Genomic DNA, 15814 nt, shown 5'->3' on the forward strand with positions numbered 1-15814 from the left:
TGTCCCGGCCGATGTGCCTGCCGGTCCTGGCCCGACTTTGGCGGCCCCGCCGCACCGGGAAGATCGCTCTGGCCCGGGAGATGGTGGAACCGCTCGCCGCCCACTTCCCCGACCGCACCGTGCACGCCGTCGGCGACGCGGCCTACGTCGGTGAGCACCTGCGCGCACTGAACCCGCAGATCACGTGGACCAGCCGCCTGAAGACCACGTCCGTGCTGCACGAACTGCCGCCCCCGCGCACCGGGAAGAAAGGCCGCCCGCGCACGAGAGGCCCACGCCTGGGCACCCCGGCCGACCTCTCCCAACTGCTGGACTGGCGCCCCGTCAAGATCCGCCGCTACGGGCGCACAGACGCCGTCCTGATCGCCGACCGCGTCTGCCTGTGGTACGGCTCGTTCCACATCCAGCCGGTGCGCGTGGTCCTGGTGTGGGACGAGCGTTGCGGACCCGGCACCGGGTCGGACCGCGACTACGGCCTGGCCCTGGTCACCACCGACCTGACCAGCCCCGCCGAGCACATCGTTGAACGCTACGCGTCCCGCTGGGCGATCGAGACCGCCTTCTTCGACGCCCGCCAGACCCTCGGCGTCGGCGAGGCCCGCAACCGCACCATCCTCGCGGTCCAACGCACCGTCCCCTTCGGCCTGCTCGCCTACACAGTGGTCATCGCCTGGTACGCACTGGCCGGCCACCAGCCTGCCGATACCGAAGAGCATCGCGCTCGGGCCCGCTGGTACACCACCAAGACCCAGCCGTCCTTCGAGGACATGACCGCCAAGCTCCGCCGCGTCATCATCGCCCACCGTTTTCGCGGCCCATGCCTCCACCAGCCAGAACCCGAAGAAATCCGGGCCGTCCTCACTGCCTGGGCAATCGCCGGAACGTGATCACCAGCAAGTGCGAAACACGAGGGATCTCCCGGTGATGCTCCCTGGGGAGGACGATGGCATCTGTCGACATGGTGGTCGCGCTCCTCACGCCCGGTGGCACGCCTTCGTGCCTTCGAGGGCCTGGCCGGGAATTCGAGGGCCCGGTCCGAAAGAGGTGGTCCGCCGGGAAACGCCGGCGGACCACCGGGTGGCATCGCGCGAGGGCTCGCCTTCGGCCTGGGCCCAATCAGTCAGCTGCTGAGCAACCGGTTGAAGAACGACCGGTACTGCTGAAGCGCCAGCCGCAGATCCTCGGTCTGGACCTCGTCACCGCGGTTCCACTGCTGCTCCAGCCGCTCCTTGTGCTCGGCAAACGAGCCGGCCAGCCGCTGCATCAAGTCCGCGACGAGGGCATCCGCTGCCTGAACCGCCTGTCGGGGGTCGTCGACGAAATCGTTCTGGATCTCCTGCCAGCGGTCCCGGACTTCGTGCTCGTCCTCCGAGGAGAACAGCGGTTGTTCCTCGCTCCTTGGGTGGCCCTCGCCGGTCGCGCGGTCCCGCGTCTCGGCCGGCTCCTCCGTCGCCGGTCCGGCCTGCGCCTCCGCCTCGTCCGTCACTGGAGCCTCTTCGTCCTCCCGGCTGAGGCCCGTGTCGGTGGCCTCCCCGGGGAAGACGGGTCGGTCGTCCCGGCTCTCGGTGTCCTTCTGCGCCGAAGCCCCGAGCTCCTCGTCATCGGTGGTGCGGGAACGGGCCAGATCCTCGGTGGTCAGGCGGCCTTCGTCGTCCCCGGGCCGGTTTTCGTACTTCATCTGCCTCATCTCGTTTCCGCATTCGTGTGCGCTCACCGCCCGGATGTCTCAGGTCCGGCCGCCGCTCGTCCGGCCGTTGCCGTCGCCGAGCAGTTCGTCGAAGAGCGCGCGGTAGTGCACCATCGCCCCTCGGAGCTCCTCCGTGGTCGCCTTGTCGCTGCCGGCCCGCTCGTTGACCGCATGAGCAGCTCTGAAGTGCTCCAGAGTGCGTCCGTGTTCGACCGAGAGGTCCCGGAGTTCCTGCTCGTACCCCTCCGTCGGGTAGCCGCGCTCGCGCATGAGCACGGTCACCAGTCGGTCGGCCTGCTGGACCGCCTGGCCCGGCTGATCCACGAACTGTTGCTGCACCTGGGTCCAGTCCTCGGCGTAGCGGTCCCTGACCGGGGCCGGCAGCGGCCTGATGTCCAGCCGGTCGTGGCGCTGTTCGCGGGCGCGCAGGTCGCGCTCGGCCGCGAATCGGCTCTCCGAGCGCCGGACGGTCCGTTCGTACTCCGGTCCGAAGCGCTCCTGTAGCCGACGGCGGCGGGTGAGGTACCAGGCTGCGAGGGCGAGCAGGATCAGAACGACCGCGATAGGGACGATGATCGCAATGAGGTTCCCTGTGGACATCGGGTCCTCCTTGAGACTCTTGTAGCCAGCCGCTGCCCCGAATTGGCGGGTCGAAACGCCGGAGCGAAGGTCTTCCGGCAGATTGAGCCCGTTGGCCGATCCGGGCTGGACCGCCGGACTGGTCCTCAGCGAGCCGATCACCAGCGCCATCCGCTGTGGCCGGTACATCACCGTTCGGCTGGTCAGCGGCCGCTGCCTGACCTGCGAGGCCTCCGACGCCGGAGCCGGGGGGGTCGGCCTCAGTAGCCGCTCAGCAGGGTCCGCACTGCGCGCAGGACCTCCGGCCCGGCGTCGCTGTGCAGCGTGAGGGATCCTCCGGGTGCCGCCCCCTGGAGGAGCAGGACACGTGTGCGGCCACCGTGCCACCGTCAGCGCTGGTCAGTCCTCGCAGCACGGTGTACGCCTGTCGGGCGTCGCGGGGAGCCAGGATATTATCCAGAGCCGGTACGGCGCGTCTCCATGCCCGTTCGGTAGCGGCCCACGCCCGGCCCACATCCACCGGTTCAGCGAGTCCGGTGTTCGAGACCTCCAGGACGAGGTCGTGGCAGGTGCCGGCTCCGAGGGTCAGATCCAGGGTCAGTCGGACCGGCCTGCTCTCGGACGGCTCGGCATTCGCCGCGCTGCCGCCCGGTCCAACGCATCTTCAGCTTCCCGCTTCGGGCGGTCCACACACCTGATGGCTGCTGCCGAAGTCTGCGCAACGGCCAGGAGCCGAACCCGGCGCAGGGTTGCAGGACCACACGGACGTGGGCCTCGCCCTCCACCGCCATGATGCGCCGTAGGATCACCGCCGTGTGCCGGTCTCCCGGGAAGGCCAGCGATTCACGGCATTCGACGATTCCACCGGTGGTCACCCACCGGCTGCGCCAGATCAGCGTGCTCTCCTCGTAGAAGCCGCCCGATGCGAAGCGCTCGCGGGGAGTGACGGCATACAGCCCCTCACCACCGATGAGGCGGGAGAAGACCGCATCGGACTCCCAGCGCGGAGCGCACATCCAGACCAGGTCGCCCCAGAGTCCGATGATCGCGCCGCGTTCTCCATCCGCGAGCAGAGCGTAGTCGCGCAACGTGTGAGTGGGGAAGTCGTCCTGACGGAGCGTCTGACCAGCCACTGCGCGCCTGCCTATGGATTGGCTGCTCGGATTGACGCGGGGATCCGGCATGCCGGATCCGATCGGTGCTGGCACCGCAGGAGCTCCTCGCCCTACAGGGCAGCCAGACTCGCGACACCCGCGCCAAGACCTGCGCGCGCTGCGCAGGTCGTCAGGTGTTCAGCAGGCTGTTGTGCCCGTCCTGCCCGTCCGCGCAGTCCTCGTCGAACCAGTAGTCGCCGTGGGCGAGGTAGCGGAACCGGAACCGCTGCCCTGCCGGGAGGATGAGGGTGACAGCGCGCGTGCCGTCGGCACGCTTCTCGAAGGGGTGCTTGCTTGCCGGGCTGCCAGTCGTTGAAGTCGCCGACCACGCTGACCGGTCCACAACTATGGTCCGCGGGCAGAACGAAGGTGACCTCGGACGGGGCCGGGCCGGCCTGGACGCCGCACTGGCGGAGGCCCGTGCCTCGGGCGCCGAAGCCGTCGCCGTCGTGGCCGACATGGCGGATCCGAAGGCCGTCGAGCATGCGGCCGAGATGGCCGAGCGCGAAGTCGGTCCGATCGACGTGGAGATCGAGCCGGAGGAGTTCCGCCGTGTCGCCGAGGTGACCTACCTCGAGTACGTCTATGCCACCCGGGCCGCGCTCCGGGATGCTGCCGCGTGACAGCGGCACAATCGTGCAGGTCGGTTCGGCGATCGCGTACCGGGGCATTCCGCTGCAGAGTGCATACAGCTGCGCCAAGCACGCCCTGCAGGGGGGGCACGAGGCGCTGCGCTGCGAACTCCTGCACGCGGGCACGAACGTGCGCTGCACCATGGTCCAGCTGCCGGCCGTGAACACCCCGCAGTTCGACTGGGTGCTCTCCCGGCTCCCGCGACGCGCGCAGCCGGTGCCGCCGATCTACCAGCCGGAGCTGGCGGCCCGGGCCGTGGTGTATGCGGCGGATCACCCGGGGCGCCGCGAGTACTGGGTGGGCGGTAGCACCGCGACGACGTTGGTCGCCAACGCGGTGGTGCCCGGGCTGCTGGACCGGTATCTGGCGCGCACCGGCTTCGACTCGCAGCAGACTACGGAACGGCGGCGCCGCGACGAGCCCACGAACCTGTGGGAGCAGGTCGACATGGACGAGGACTACGGTGCGCACGGCCGTTTCGATGACCGCGCGCGTGAGCACAGCGTGCAGGCGTGGGCCTCGCGCCATCACGGTGCTCTCGCGGCTCAGGAGGATGCCGAAGACCGCAGCCAGCAGCAGCGCGACCCCGAGCGGGATGCTTCCGTGGGCGCCGAAGAACGCCACGTCTACGGAGTCGCCGTTCTCGAGAACGAAGATCAACAAGATCAGAAGCACCAGCGCGAACAGGGTCGTGCCGACCCACGCTGCGCCGGTGCGGGTACATCGCGGGTTGTCGCGACCCCGGCCCCCGGCATTCGGTCCGGGGAGTCGAATTCGCATCGCGCTCCCTCTCCGGAGGGTGCCCGCCAGTGCAAACGACAGGCACCCTCCTCGGGATGGTTCAGTGCTTGAAGACGTCCTTGATCTTCTCTCCCGCCTGCTTGGCGTCGCCGCTGACCTGGTCGGCCTTCCCCTCTGCGGTCAAGCGCTCATTGCCGACCGCCTTGCCCGCCGCCTCCTTCGCCTTGCCCTTCGCCTTCTCGGCGACGTTCTTGACCTTGTCCTCGCCGCTCATGGCTGTTCTCCTCGGTGATGCTGAATGATGCCGACGCCCGGACCGGCTGGCTCTACGTGCGGCGCGCGTTCCCCGAACGGGGGCGTTCATGCAGAGGCCGGCGCTACCCGGTGCCGGGTTTTCCTGCCGGAGCCGGCGGCTTCCACCGGCACGGACTGACCCCAGGGCGCTCCAGTGCCTCACGAACCGGCTTTCGGGTGCTGAGGTTGCCGAGGTTGGTGCGTCGACACCTGGACGGGAGAACGGCCGGGTCTCGGTGGGGTGAGGAGGATCTCCGCCCAGACCGTCTTCCCGGCAGGATGCGGATCGCTGCCCCAGCGGTGACACAGCCGCTCGAGTACGATCAGCCCGTACCCGCCGGGTCGGCCGACGCCTGGGGGTCGGGGGGTTGGTGCAGCGGGATCCGTATCGCTGACCTCGATGCGCAGCGCCGTCCTGGAGCGGCTCAGACGTAGTGCCCGGGGGCCCCCGGTGTGTTGTGCGGCGTTCGCGACCAACTCGCAGACCACGAGAACAGCGTCGCTTCCGGCGCGCTCGCCGAGCTCCCATCCGGCGAGAACGTCGCGGGTGAAGTCGCGAGCGGTGGTGACCGCGTGCTGCGCGGTGGAAAGGTCGAGACGGCGTGCATCGCCGAACCCGCGGCGGTCGCCGTCGGTTCGGGTTCTCGCGATGCTGTTCACCCCGTCACCTCCGCCTGGTCCCGTTGGTTCTGGCCTTGCGCGGCGAGGTTGCTTCGGTTCGCGCCTGCCCACGACGCGCGGTTCCACACCTGGATCTCCCACGCGAGGCCTCGCGCCTGTGGGAACGGCACGCCGGCGAGTCCGAGTTTGCTCACGGCTCAGGACGTGTGCTGCCGCCGGGTGTTGCGCTCGGTTCGGCGCAGGGTCAGGAGAGGCAGGACGAGCCATGAGACGGCGAACCAGGCCAGAACGCAGCCGGTGAGAATCCCGGCCAGCAGCGGGTGGCCGGTGGCCGTCCGTAGCAGCAGGAGGAGTGCGGCTCCGATGGTGAGGCCGAGCAGGACCATTCCGCAGTCGATGAGCTTGCCGGCCACGTGGACCAGCTCCGTCTTGAGGTCGTGCCCGGCGAAGAAGTGGTGAAAGGAGACGGGGGCGATGAGCGCTGCGGTGGCGCAGGTGCCGAGGATGACGGTGACGACGTACAGGCTCTTGTCGAATCCTCCCAGCGACGCGAAGCGGGGTGTGAACGCGACGCTCAGCAGGAAGCCGAAGAGGATCTGGGCACCGGTCTGGCAGACGCGGGCCTCTTGCAGCATCTCGCTCCACAGCCGGTCCGCCCGCTCCTCGGCCGTCTCCTCACGACCGGGGCCGCCTTCCGGGCTGCACGATGACGTCCCTGCCCGCTGCGGTTCGGTGTTCATGCAACGGCCTCCTCGGATTGAGGGGCTCTGGCCCGAGGTGATGAGCAACGCGAGTGAAGGACCCTGTGCGGGAGCGGGGGAGCCGTGGCGTCACGAATCCCGCTCGGCAGGGTGTTCAGGTGGCTGGTCCGGCTCGCCGTTGGTGGTAGCGGGTTCCTCGTCGAGCAGCTGGAGTAGGGCGGCTACGGTGCGGCCGGCTTCGGCGGGGTGCCGCAACTGAGTGTGAGGTGTGACCTGGTAGCGATTGCGCCGCCCTTCTCGCGAGTGCGTGAGGTAGCCGTCCGCCTCCAGGTCGGCGACGATCGTCTGCACGGCGCGCTCGGTCAACTGGCAGGCCGCGGCCACGTCCCGCAACCGGATCCCGGGATCCCTGGCGATCAGCGAGAGCACCCGGGCGTGGTTGGTCAGAAACGTCCACGGCCGGTGGCTGCCGGTATTTGTGTCCACCTTGCCATCGTACGATCGGCATTTCGCGCCCTCAAATATGTGCACAAATTTTCGTGCATTCCTTGACATACTTCGATAGCAGACAGACGATCGGTCGTAGAACCCTTCCTCTTGCGGGAGGAGAACGTCCATGTCCCGTCACCAGGTGCGCCAGCAGTCGGTTTCACTGGTTTCGCCAACCGCTGCGGGCGCACGGCAGTTGGGGTCACCTTCGGCGGCCGCCCGGTTCACCGTGGAGCTCACCGGAAAGCCCGACGGTTCGGCGCTGGCAGCAGTGGCTGGCGAGGTCGACTACGACGGCGCTGACGCGTTCCGGCACGCGATGGCGACCGCCTTGAAGGAGTACCCCGTGGGGCTCGAACTGGACCTCGCGGGCCTCTCGTTCTGCGACTGCGCCGGTCTGAACGTCCTCCTATGGGTGCGCAGGCGCGCCGCAGCGACCGGATGCGCCGTACGAGTGAGCTCCGTGAGCCCCCGGATGTCGCGGCTCATCGACCTCACCGGTACCCGAGAAGTGCTCGGCGCTTCCATCAATGGCGCAGCGAGTCGGCATGCGTGATCGCGTTCGATGGTGGACAGCTCGGTCGCCGGAGTGAGTCGCGAGCCCCATCGCGGGCATACGCGGCTCGGTCACCAGACATCGTCAAGCAAGCGAGAGGCGGCAACCGACATGTCCATCCTCAGAACCTGTGCGCGGCCGATGCTGGCCTCGATGTTCCTCTACGGCGGTTCCCACACGCACTGGCCGAGCCCGAGAACGTCGTTCCGGCTGCTGACCCGGTGGTCCACTCCCTTGCCGACCGCCTTCCGGCCGTACCCGCCGACACGGCCACCGCCATCCGCCTCAACGCGGGTGTCCAGGTCGTGGCCGCCGTGCTCCTTGCGTCCGGGCGCCTCACGCGGGTGTCGGCGCTGGCGCTGGCTGTCACCCTCGTCCCGGTCACCTGGGCGGGCCACCGCTTCTGGGAGGCCGAGGACGAGCAGGAGCGCGCCCAGCAGCGGATCCACTTCCTCAAGAACCTCTCCATGCTCGGCGGCCTGCTGATCACCGCCGCCGACACCGGTTCCGGCCCGTCGCTTGCCTGGCGGGCCCGGCAGCGCGTCCGCGGCATCTCCCACAAAGTAGGTGACTGACATGACCGATCTGCAAGGCTCGAAGGTGGCCTTTCTGGTCGCACCCGAAGGTGTGGAGCAGCAGGAGTTGGCCGCGCCCTGGGAGGTGGTGACCCAGGCGGGCGCGACGGCCCGGCTGATTTTGACCGAGCCCGGCACGGCCCAGGCCTTCCGCCACTTGGACCGAAGCGACACCTTCCCGGTGGACGCGGTGGCCGGGGAGGTGTCGGCCGGCGATTTCGATGCCCTGGTCCTGCCTGGCGGGGTCGCCAATCCCGACCTCCTGCGCGTGAACTCCGAGGCCGTCGACTTCGTCCGGTCCTTCTTCGCCGCAGGGAAGCCCGTCGCCGTGATCTGCCACGGCCCCTGGACGCTCATCGAAGCCGGAGTGCTGAGCGGCCGGACGCTGACCTCCTGGCCCAGCCTGCGCACCGACCTGCTCAACGCCGGCGCGGCCTGGGTCGACCAGGAGGTCCATGTGTGTACGCAGGGACCGAACGTCCTCATCTCCAGCCGGAAGCCGGACGATCTGCCAGCCTTCGGCAAGACGCTGATCGAGCACCTCGGCTCGTAGCGGCTGACCGCCGCCGCAGGGCGACGTCGCGGTGTGGTGAGAGGTACCCGGCGTGCATGTCTGCGGCCCGGCCTCACTACTCGCGCGGCGAAGGCCTCGCGCTGGGCGAAGCGCGTGGGCAGGGTCGAAATGGCGATGGGGTACCAGGAAGGAACGCTCAATGTCCATGCCGAGAACGGTGGCGCCGGAGAACGAGCCGAGGACAGGCACCGATTCAGGCTTCTCCCCCCGCCGGCACGGGTTGCCGGAGATCGCCGATCCACTGGCCGTCAGCACCGCCGAGGCGAGGGAGCTGTCGCGCGTCCTCCTGCTCCGCCTGCGGCAGACGGAGCAGGGCACCGAGTTGCATTCCTATGTGCGTGGGACGCTGATCGAACTCAACGTCTCTCTGGTCAAGTTCGCGGCCAGGCGCTTCCGCAGCAGCCACGAATCGATGGACGACATCATCCAGACCGGCACCGTGGGTCTCATCAAGGCCATCGACCGCTTCGACCCGGACCGTGGAGTGGAGTTCACCACGTTCGCCCTACCGACGATCATCGGCGAGATCCGCCGGTTCTTCCGCGACTCGACCTGGGCGGTGCACGTGCCCAGACGGCTTCAGGAGGCCCGGCTCGCTGTCGTCAAGGGCTCGGACGAACTGGAGCAGGACCTCGGTCGGGCGCCCAGCACACAGGAACTCGCCGAATACGTCGCGCTGCCACACGACGAGGTGGTCGAAGCGCTCGAAGCCGCCACCGCGCGCACCGCGACCTCCCTGGACGCGCCGCTGGACGACGGGGACGCGGACAGCACCCGGGAGTGCCGCTTGGGCTGCTGCGACCCGGCGCTCGCCCTGGTGGAGGACGTACAGTCCCTGAAACCGCTGATAGCCGCACTGTCTGAGCGGGAGCGCACGATACTGGCCCTGCGGTTCACCCAGGACCTCACCCAAGCCGAGATCGGGCAGCGCCTCGGGATCTCCCAGATGCACGTCTCCCGGCTGCTCGCTTACAGCTTCCAGGTCCTGCGCGCGGGCTTGGCCGGTGGTCAGGACGCCGGGAGCGAATCCGCGCACGCCGGGTGACGCGGGGCCGAGAGAAGTCGCGTGGGGACCCGGTCGCGGCACGGTGTCAGCAGCGGGACCACTAGCTAGTGCTGCACCGCGTTAGATCGTTGAGGGTGCGTTTGTCCAGGCAGTGGGGTCGTTGAGGTAGAGGCGGCACGCGCAGTCGAGGGCTTCTTCCGGTGATCCGGCGGGGTAGCCGCTGGGCAGGACGTTGTCCTGTTAGCCGTCGCGGCTGGCGAGGTAGATGGCGAAGCCCCAGGTGTGCAGGACCCCGCCGACCGAGGCCCCGCGGGCGACGAAGCCGAGCAGCCACAGCACCAGCACCGCGACCCACCACAGGACGTGGAGGGCGAAGCCCGCGCCCGCCAGGGCGATGATCACCAGAAGAACGAGCAGCAATGCGATCATGAGTACCGTCTCCTCGCCGCTCGCGTCTGCCCGCGAACACATTCCCTACACGTCACGCGGCCGCTCAGGCCTGGGTGGTGAGAGCGGCAAGCATCGAGGTCATGTTGATCCGAGCGTGCTCATCGACCTGGAGGCGGTGGTTCGCGACGCAATCGGGCACCGCAGCGGCGCGAGTGAGCGGTGAGGCGAACTCGTTCTCAGGTAGGCGCCGTCCCGTGCCGGGTTCAGGGCCCAGGAGGGACAGCCACCTCCATGCCTCGGACGGCGACGATCCGTGCCGTGCCGTCGGCCAGCCCGTAGTAGAGGCCCACGACAGCCGTACGACCAGCTGCGACCTGCTCGGCGAGCACCCTGGACCGGTCGAGCATCAGATCCACGGTGTGCTTTATGTGCGCCTCGATGAGCTCCTCGGGCCGCTCCAACCCGGCCGCGCGCGCCGCCAGCACGCTTGGGGTGACCCGCTCCACGACATCACGCACGTACCCCGCCGGTGGTAGCCCGTTCTCCAGCGCGGCGCTGGCCGCTCCCACCGCGCCGCAGGAGTCGTGACCGAGTACCACCACCAACCGGCAGTCCAGGACGCTCACGCCGTACTCGATGCTGCCCAGCACTTCCGGCCCGATGACGTGGCCGGCAGTCCGCACGACGAACAGGTCGCCCAGCCCGCGGTCGAAGATGATCTCGGCAGCCAGGCGGGAGTCGGAGCACCCGAAGAGGACAGCGAAGGGGTTCTGAACGGGGGCGAGCGCGGCACGGCGTGCGGCATCCTGGTTCGGATGCTCCGGCGTGCCCGACACGAAGCGCTGATTGCCGCGCAGCAGTACGTCGAGCGCATCCCCGGGGGCGAGCAGATCAGAGCTGGACATGATCACAGCTTAGGACCGGACTGCACCCCTTACGCCGACAGGTCCCCGGTCGGTGGGGAATCTGGTGAGCGAAACGGCGATCATGGGCTAACCCACGGGCGGAGCCCGTGGCCAGGCCCAGACGTCGGTACAAGCGCCCGATTAGGTGCAGCCCCGGGCGCCCGCCGCCGCTGATGCGGACGTCCGCCGGTTTCATCGCGGCGCCAGCGGTTAGCCGTGCTCATAGGCCGACCCGGTGCCCCGAGGTGCCAGGACCGCACAGTGGAGGAATTGGGTGATGAAGGTTTCCGACTATGTGCTCAAGCGCCTGCGCGACTGGGAGGTCGAGCACGTCTTCGCCTACCCCGGGGACGGCATCAACGGGCTGCTCGCCGCCTGGGGCCGCGCCGAGGACCGGCCGCGCTTCATCCAGGCGAGGCACGAGGAGATGGCCGCCTTCGAAGCAGTCGGCTACGCCAAGTTCTCCGGACGGACCGGGGTGTGCGCGGCCACCTCCGGACCGGGTGCGATCCACCTGCTCAACGGCCTGTACGACGCGAAACTCGACCACGTCCCGGTGGTCGCCATCGTCGGGCAGACCGACCGCAGCGCGATGGGCGGCTCCTACCAGCAGGAAGTCGACCTGCTGACTCTCTACAAGGACGTGGCCTCGGAGTTCTGCGAGATGGTCACCGTCCCCGCCCAGCTGCCCAACGTGCTGGACCGCGCCATGCGGGTGGCCGCCCCCGGCGCACAGCCACCGCGGTGATCATCCCGGCCGACGTGCAGGAACTCGACTACGAGCCGCCGGCGCACGCCTTCAAGCAGGTCCCCTCCAGCCTCGGCGTCCCCTACTACGCCCCCGTCCCGGCCGAGGAGGATCTGGCCCGCGCGGCGAAGGTCCTCAATGCCGGCGAGAAGGTCGCGATGCTGATCGGGCAGGGCGCACGGCACGCCCGTGCCGATCCAGTTCACAGGCGACACGAACGAGCAGGCCGACGCACAGGCGTACGAGCTGCTGCAGGCGCTGGGCCGCGACGAGGACGACCCGGCGGTGGCGCTCTCCGACGATCCGGCGCGGGAGCACGAGATGCTCAAGGCCCGGGAGGCGGGCCTGGGCGTGACCGCCCGGCCGCCGGACGGCTCCGAGACGTGGGAGGGCTGGGAGGACTCTGCGGTCGCCCCTGAGAAGCTCGGCGCCTACCTGCGTGACCTGGAGCGGCTCTTCGATCGGTACGGCTACCAACAGGCCTCTCTCTATGGGCACTTCGGGCAGGGCTGCGTGCACACGCGGATCCCGTTCGAGCTGCGCGAGGGCAAGGGCGTCGAGGCGTTCCGGGCGTTCCTCTTCGAAGCGGCCGACCTCGTCGCCTCCTACGGCGGATCGTTGTCGGGCGAGCACGGTGATGGACAGGCCCGCGGTGTCGGGCGAGGTGCCGGCCGCGGAGGCGCTGCTGGTGCAACCGGGCCACCCGCGGCGCGCCCGGCCTGTACGCGGAGGAGTTCGACGTCGCCCAGCGCCAGCTGCGCGGGAACCTGCCCCAGGCGTTCGTTCACGCGCTCATACTCGAAGCCGCCTCCCGGCTCGCGCCGCCGCGCTGAGCCCCCTGTGACGGTCCTGCCCGGTGCCCGCCGGGCGACGGTGCTCGAAACGGAGCCCGTGCGCGCACCATCAAGTCAGCGTCGGCCGGTGCATGCGACACCAGGTGTGGCGCGTCGGAAGGGTCGGTGAGGGTGCGATGGCGGCCGGATTGCACGGCCGGGCCGTCGGGGGCGGGCCGTGCGCTCCAAGGGCGACGGGGCCAGATGTCGGCTCGAAGGCCGCGAGTGCTGCGAGTGCTGCGAGTGCTGCGAGCACCAGTGTGTGGACATTTCCCTTGACGTGCTTCGTCCCGAGCCCGGACGCGGCGATGGGGCGGCGCCGCCCTGCTGGCAGCACCGCCCCGGGGTCCTGTCGCGTCAGCCGGGTGTGATCCGCCCCCGCCAGCCTCCGCTCTCCGTCCCGCGGTCTTCGATGAAGGACTTGAAGCGCCGCAGGTCGCCCTTGACGCGTCGGTCGACCATGCCCATCACGTCCGCGGCCTTCTCGGTGACGCCTTCGGGTGCGAAGTCCATCGCGAGGCGGACGGTGGTGTGTTGGTCGTCCAGGCGCTCAAATGTCACCACGCCCATCTGCTGGACGTCGCCGCCCACAGTGCGCCAGGCGATCTTCTGGTCGGGCAGCTGGTCGACGATTTCAGTGTCGAACTCGCGGCTCACCCCGGCGACGCTGGTCTTCCAGTGGTTGTGCCGCTCGTCGAGCTGGGTGACCTCCTTGACGCCCTCCATGAAGCGGGGGAAGTCCTCGAACTGCGTCCACTGGTTGTAGGCGGTGTGCAGCGGCACCTCCACCTCGACGGATTCCTGCACGATGCTCATGGGCTCGCTCCTTCGGTCGCACTGTTGTCGTTCCCGATCGTGCGTGTGCCCCGGTACTCCGGGAGCTAACGCCCTGACGCCAACAGCAAGGCCTACTGGGCTTCACAGGAATGCTTGAGGATCTTCTCGACGCGACTGTGGCCCTCGATCTCCTTGTCACGCAGCTGCTGACCCTGGCCGGTCATCGCCTGGATGCGGGCGAACATCTCCTCGACCTCGCCGTGGTCGGTCATCAGCTCATCGATCACGTCCCCGCCGTTCCCCATCACGTATCACCTCTCGTCCCGTCAGGGGCGGGTCGCTGCCGCCCGGCAGGGACTTACCCTCTCCCGGCACACCGCGGCCGCGCCCGACACGCCGGTCTCACCCGATCGGACCCGCCCGGCGTTGTGTCCCCGCCCCGGGCAGGCGACGTTCGACCAGGTGCAGGGGCCGCGGAGGCAGCGGTCTCGGGCTGCGGGCCTGTCCCGCACCCCTAGGCTCCGATCCGGGCGACAACGCCGGTTTGCCTCACCGCCCAGCGGTCAGCCGCCCCATGCGGCCCACACCCGTGCGGGCGGCCATTGCCTGCAGGCACCGGCCCCAGGACGAAGAGCGCGGGATGACTACCGATCCCGCCCGAAGAGCACCTCCCACGCGCCCCTGGTCACCGAGACCGGGGTCAGACGTTCGCAGAGGAGCGGGATCCGATGACCGAGTTCGGCTACTTCCTGTCGTCTGAGGAGTTCACCCCAGCCGAGCTGATCGACCAGGCCCGGCGGGCGCAGCAGGCGGGTTTCACCCGGCTGGCGATCCGATCACTTCCATCCGTGGAACGACGCGCAGGGCAACAGCGCGTTCGTCTGGTCGATGATCGGCGCTCCGTCGCAGGCCGTCGCCTTGCCGGTCACCACGCTGGTGACCTGTCCGACGGTGCGGCTGCATCCGGCGGTCACCGCGCAGGCCGCCGCGAGCCGCCCCACCGTCTCGCGCTCGGACGGCAGCTGGGTGGGTGGCGGGGTCGAGACAGGCGACGACGATGGAGGCGAGGGCCAGGTCCGCCACCTCCACCAGGCCCGCTGCTTCGATGGGTTCGGCGTGGAGGGTGAGGCGGGCGCGCTGGTCGGCGCCGAGGGAAGCCACACGGGACATCAGGGCGGCCCGCCCGCGCCCACCGCACAGCCTCCACGCCCGTTTGAGACGGCCGATCGAGGAGCTCGGCCCGATCGACGTGTGGGTCAACGACGCGTTCGCCTCCGTCTTCGCCCGCTTCACCGAGATCACCCCCGAGGAGTTCCTGCGCGTCACCGAGGTCAGCTACCTCGGCTACGTGTACGCCACCGGCGCGGCGCTGCGCCGCATGCTGCCCCGCGACGCGGGGGTGATCGTGCAGGTCGGCTCGGCGATCGCCTACCGCGGCATCCCGCTGCAGAGCGCCTACAGCGGCGCCAAGCACGGCCATCCAGGGCTGGCACGAGGCGCTGCGCTGCGAACTGCTCGCCTCCGGCACCAAGGTGCGTACCACGATGGTGCAGATGCCGGCCGTGAACACCCCGCAGTTCGACTGGGTCCGCTCCCGCCTGGCGGAGCGCGCGCAGCCGGTTCCGCCGATCTACCAGCCCGAGGTCGCCGCCCGCGCCGTGCTGTACGCGGCCGACCACCCCGGGCGGCGCGAGTACTGGGTCGGCGCCAGCACGGTGGCGACCCTGGTGGCGAACGCGGTCGTGCCGGGTCTGTTGGACCGTCACCTGGCCCGCACCGGCTTCGCTTCCCAGCAGACCGGTGAGCGACGGCGCCCGGGCGATCCGGACAACCTGTTCCACCCCGTGGATTCGTGGCAAGACTTCGGGGCGCACGGCCGGTTCGACGACCGGGCCCGCGCCCGAAGCCTCCAGCAGCAGACCGCCCACCGCGTCGGCGCCCTCACAGATGGCGCCAGGCGCGCGGTCGGACGGGTGAGAGCGGGTTTGCCCGGGGCTCGCGCCGGGTTCGTTTCACGGATGCGGGGACACACGCGCCCCGCGTAGTCACACGAGTAGGAGTCAGGTGACCATGCCTCGCGGATCAACTCCCAAGCGGGAACGCCAGTACGAACACATCAAGGACAGTGCGCTGGAGCGCGGTGAGAGCGAGAAGCGCGCCAGGGAGATCGCCGCTCGCACAGTGAACAAGGAACGGGCCCGGCACGGGGAGTCGAAGACCGCCAGCCGCAGCTCAGTCAAGGACATATCCTCCTCCCGGCGCGGCGGCCTGCGCTCTCACAGCGGCTCCCAGGGCCCCACGAAGGAGCAGCTGTACAACGAGGCCAAGCAGCGCAACATCCACGGCCGCTCGAAGATGAACAAGAAGCAGCTCGAGAATGCCCTCGGCCGATAGGGAGACTGTGATCATGGGCACCGTTCCAGTGCCGCCCGACCCCGATGTCACCCCCGCACCGCCCCCCGTGCCCCCGTCACCCCCGGGCCCGCAGGAACCTGTCGAGCCACCCGGTCCGCCGGAACCGACCGAGCCTCCGAAGCCACCGGACCCACCG

At 69.5% G+C, this 15814-nt stretch carries 19 protein-coding genes and 6 pseudogenes; 13 read left to right on the forward strand and 12 right to left on the reverse strand.

Annotated features, from left to right (window positions below; translation table 11 throughout):
- Nucleotides 1-887 (forward strand): transposase (locus P3T39_RS29690; RefSeq protein ID WP_280702297.1); only part of this gene is annotated, 887 nt, incomplete at its 5' end.
- 233 nt (nt 888-1120) lie between these two features.
- On the opposite strand, the gene P3T39_RS29695 is transcribed toward P3T39_RS29690, so the two are convergent.
- The 4 genes from P3T39_RS29695 to P3T39_RS29710 all read right to left on the reverse strand — a co-directional run bounded on the left by P3T39_RS29695 (nt 1121) and on the right by P3T39_RS29710 (nt 3763).
- A complete protein-coding gene (locus P3T39_RS29695; RefSeq protein ID WP_280702298.1) occupies nt 1121-1678 on the reverse strand; it encodes a hypothetical protein in 558 nt (185 codons plus the stop codon).
- Nucleotides 1679-1726: 48 nt separating this feature from the next.
- Entirely contained in the window at nt 1727-2287 is a 561-nt protein-coding gene (locus P3T39_RS29700; RefSeq protein WP_280702299.1) for a hypothetical protein, read from the reverse strand.
- Between the two features lie 503 nt (nt 2288-2790).
- Entirely contained in the window at nt 2791-3354 is a 564-nt protein-coding gene (locus P3T39_RS29705; RefSeq protein ID WP_280702300.1) for a trehalase-like domain-containing protein, read from the reverse strand.
- A gap of 196 nt (nt 3355-3550) precedes the next feature.
- The gene (locus tag P3T39_RS29710) at nt 3551-3763 is read right to left on the reverse strand and encodes a hypothetical protein (protein WP_348534400.1); all 213 of its coding nucleotides are present in this window, start codon (nt 3761-3763) and stop codon (nt 3551-3553) included.
- Nucleotides 3764-3794: 31 nt separating this feature from the next.
- Between P3T39_RS29710 and P3T39_RS29715 the strand changes: the two are divergent.
- Nucleotides 3795-4581 (forward strand): annotated as a pseudogene (locus tag P3T39_RS29715) (SDR family oxidoreductase); the annotation flags it as partial.
- A gap of 313 nt (nt 4582-4894) precedes the next feature.
- Here P3T39_RS29715 and P3T39_RS29720 read toward each other — a convergent pair.
- The 4 genes from P3T39_RS29720 to P3T39_RS29735 all read right to left on the reverse strand — a co-directional run bounded on the left by P3T39_RS29720 (nt 4895) and on the right by P3T39_RS29735 (nt 6896).
- Nucleotides 4895-5068 carry a CsbD family protein gene (locus tag P3T39_RS29720; RefSeq protein ID WP_280702301.1) on the reverse strand — a complete coding sequence of 58 codons (174 nt, stop codon included), beginning with the start codon at nt 5066-5068 and terminating at the stop codon, nt 4895-4897.
- A gap of 179 nt (nt 5069-5247) precedes the next feature.
- Nucleotides 5248-5748, reverse strand: coding sequence for an ATP-binding protein (locus tag P3T39_RS29725; RefSeq protein ID WP_280702302.1), 501 nt, complete (start codon nt 5746-5748; stop codon nt 5248-5250).
- A 158-nt stretch (nt 5749-5906) separates the two neighbouring features.
- Nucleotides 5907-6449 carry a DUF6328 family protein gene (locus P3T39_RS29730; RefSeq protein WP_280702303.1) on the reverse strand — a complete coding sequence of 181 codons (543 nt, stop codon included), beginning with the start codon at nt 6447-6449 and terminating at the stop codon, nt 5907-5909.
- 90 nt (nt 6450-6539) lie between these two features.
- A complete protein-coding gene (locus P3T39_RS29735) occupies nt 6540-6896 on the reverse strand; it encodes a MarR family transcriptional regulator (RefSeq protein WP_280702304.1) in 357 nt (118 codons plus the stop codon).
- A gap of 130 nt (nt 6897-7026) precedes the next feature.
- Between P3T39_RS29735 and P3T39_RS29740 the strand changes: the two genes are divergently transcribed.
- From P3T39_RS29740 to P3T39_RS29755, 4 genes are all read left to right on the forward strand, one after another.
- On the forward strand, nt 7027-7455 hold the full coding sequence (locus tag P3T39_RS29740) for an STAS domain-containing protein (RefSeq protein ID WP_280702305.1): 429 nt from the start codon (nt 7027-7029) through the stop codon (nt 7453-7455).
- Between the two features lie 221 nt (nt 7456-7676).
- On the forward strand, nt 7677-8030 hold the full coding sequence (locus tag P3T39_RS29745; RefSeq protein ID WP_348534401.1) for a DoxX family protein: 354 nt from the start codon (nt 7677-7679) through the stop codon (nt 8028-8030).
- Between the two features lies 1 nt (nt 8031).
- Entirely contained in the window at nt 8032-8583 is a 552-nt protein-coding gene (locus P3T39_RS29750) for a type 1 glutamine amidotransferase domain-containing protein (RefSeq protein ID WP_280702306.1), read from the forward strand.
- Between the two features lie 160 nt (nt 8584-8743).
- A complete protein-coding gene (locus tag P3T39_RS29755) occupies nt 8744-9649 on the forward strand; it encodes a SigB/SigF/SigG family RNA polymerase sigma factor (RefSeq protein ID WP_348534402.1) in 906 nt (301 codons plus the stop codon).
- Nucleotides 9650-9850: 201 nt separating this feature from the next.
- On the opposite strand, the gene P3T39_RS29760 is transcribed toward P3T39_RS29755, so the two are convergent.
- Nucleotides 9851-10039 (reverse strand): hydrophobic protein, encoded by a 189-nt coding sequence (locus tag P3T39_RS29760; RefSeq protein WP_280702307.1) that lies wholly within the window; start codon nt 10037-10039, stop codon nt 9851-9853.
- Between P3T39_RS29760 and P3T39_RS29765 the strand changes: the two genes are divergently transcribed.
- Nucleotides 10038-10223 (forward strand): hypothetical protein, encoded by a 186-nt coding sequence (locus tag P3T39_RS29765; protein WP_280702308.1) that lies wholly within the window; start codon nt 10038-10040, stop codon nt 10221-10223. The two genes, P3T39_RS29760 and P3T39_RS29765, sit on opposite strands and share 2 nt — an antisense overlap.
- A 40-nt stretch (nt 10224-10263) precedes the next feature.
- Here the strand turns inward: P3T39_RS29765 and P3T39_RS29770 are convergent, their stop codons facing one another.
- Nucleotides 10264-10905 carry a carbonic anhydrase gene (locus P3T39_RS29770; protein ID WP_280702309.1) on the reverse strand — a complete coding sequence of 214 codons (642 nt, stop codon included), beginning with the start codon at nt 10903-10905 and terminating at the stop codon, nt 10264-10266.
- Nucleotides 10906-11182: 277 nt separating this feature from the next.
- Between P3T39_RS29770 and P3T39_RS29775 the strand changes: the two are divergent.
- The 3 pseudogenes from P3T39_RS29775 to P3T39_RS37650 form a co-directional block, all read left to right on the forward strand.
- Nucleotides 11183-11850 (forward strand): annotated as a pseudogene (locus tag P3T39_RS29775) (thiamine pyrophosphate-binding protein); the annotation flags it as partial.
- A pseudogene (locus tag P3T39_RS29780) lies at nt 11843-12307 on the forward strand (FAD-linked oxidase C-terminal domain-containing protein); the annotation flags it as partial. The pseudogenes P3T39_RS29775 and P3T39_RS29780, both read left to right, overlap by 8 nt.
- 53 nt (nt 12308-12360) lie before the next feature.
- Nucleotides 12361-12486: pseudogene (locus P3T39_RS37650) on the forward strand (glycoside hydrolase family 15 protein); the annotation flags it as partial.
- Between the two features lie 357 nt (nt 12487-12843).
- Here P3T39_RS37650 and P3T39_RS29785 read toward each other — a convergent pair.
- Both P3T39_RS29785 and P3T39_RS29790 read right to left on the reverse strand, forming a co-directional pair.
- Complete coding sequence (locus tag P3T39_RS29785; protein WP_280702310.1) at nt 12844-13302, reverse strand: SRPBCC family protein; 459 nt, start codon at nt 13300-13302, stop codon at nt 12844-12846.
- Nucleotides 13303-13394: 92 nt separating this feature from the next.
- The gene (locus P3T39_RS29790) at nt 13395-13568 is read right to left on the reverse strand and encodes a hypothetical protein (RefSeq protein ID WP_280702311.1); all 174 of its coding nucleotides are present in this window, start codon (nt 13566-13568) and stop codon (nt 13395-13397) included.
- A gap of 423 nt (nt 13569-13991) precedes the next feature.
- On the opposite strand from P3T39_RS29790, the pseudogene P3T39_RS29795 reads away from it, so the two are divergent.
- From P3T39_RS29795 to P3T39_RS29805, 3 genes and pseudogenes are all read left to right on the forward strand, one after another.
- Nucleotides 13992-14256, forward strand: a pseudogene (locus P3T39_RS29795) (LLM class flavin-dependent oxidoreductase); the annotation flags it as partial.
- Between the two features lie 235 nt (nt 14257-14491).
- Nucleotides 14492-15308: pseudogene (locus P3T39_RS29800) on the forward strand (SDR family oxidoreductase); the annotation flags it as partial.
- Nucleotides 15309-15333: 25 nt separating this feature from the next.
- A complete protein-coding gene (locus P3T39_RS29805) occupies nt 15334-15657 on the forward strand; it encodes a plasmid stabilization protein (protein WP_280702353.1) in 324 nt (107 codons plus the stop codon).
- Nucleotides 15658-15814 lie beyond the last annotated feature (157 nt).

It is taken from the genome of Kitasatospora sp. GP82 (genome assembly GCF_029892105.1).
Lineage (GTDB): Bacteria > Actinomycetota > Actinomycetes > Streptomycetales > Streptomycetaceae > Kitasatospora.

Excerpts from the sequence above, each read along its gene's own strand:
- P3T39_RS29740 (WP_280702305.1), top strand. The coding sequence starts at position 7,027 with ATGTCCCGTCACCAGGTGCGCCAGCAGTCGGTTTCACTGGTTTCGCCA.
- P3T39_RS29770 (WP_280702309.1), bottom strand. The coding sequence starts at position 10,905 with ATGTCCAGCTCTGATCTGCTCGCCCCCGGGGATGCGCTCGACGTACTG.
- P3T39_RS29760 (WP_280702307.1), bottom strand. The coding sequence starts at position 10,039 with ATGATCGCATTGCTGCTCGTTCTTCTGGTGATCATCGCCCTGGCGGGC.
- P3T39_RS29755 (WP_348534402.1), top strand. The coding sequence starts at position 8,744 with ATGTCCATGCCGAGAACGGTGGCGCCGGAGAACGAGCCGAGGACAGGC.
- P3T39_RS29765 (WP_280702308.1), top strand. The coding sequence starts at position 10,038 with ATGAGTACCGTCTCCTCGCCGCTCGCGTCTGCCCGCGAACACATTCCC.
- P3T39_RS29730 (WP_280702303.1), bottom strand. The coding sequence starts at position 6,449 with ATGAACACCGAACCGCAGCGGGCAGGGACGTCATCGTGCAGCCCGGAA.
- P3T39_RS29700 (WP_280702299.1), bottom strand. The coding sequence starts at position 2,287 with ATGTCCACAGGGAACCTCATTGCGATCATCGTCCCTATCGCGGTCGTT.
- P3T39_RS29750 (WP_280702306.1), top strand. The coding sequence starts at position 8,032 with ATGACCGATCTGCAAGGCTCGAAGGTGGCCTTTCTGGTCGCACCCGAA.
- P3T39_RS29785 (WP_280702310.1), bottom strand. The coding sequence starts at position 13,302 with ATGAGCATCGTGCAGGAATCCGTCGAGGTGGAGGTGCCGCTGCACACC.
- P3T39_RS29805 (WP_280702353.1), top strand. The coding sequence starts at position 15,334 with ATGCCTCGCGGATCAACTCCCAAGCGGGAACGCCAGTACGAACACATC.
- P3T39_RS29695 (WP_280702298.1), bottom strand. The coding sequence starts at position 1,678 with ATGAAGTACGAAAACCGGCCCGGGGACGACGAAGGCCGCCTGACCACC.
- P3T39_RS29790 (WP_280702311.1), bottom strand. The coding sequence starts at position 13,568 with ATGGGGAACGGCGGGGACGTGATCGATGAGCTGATGACCGACCACGGC.
- P3T39_RS29720 (WP_280702301.1), bottom strand. The coding sequence starts at position 5,068 with ATGAGCGGCGAGGACAAGGTCAAGAACGTCGCCGAGAAGGCGAAGGGC.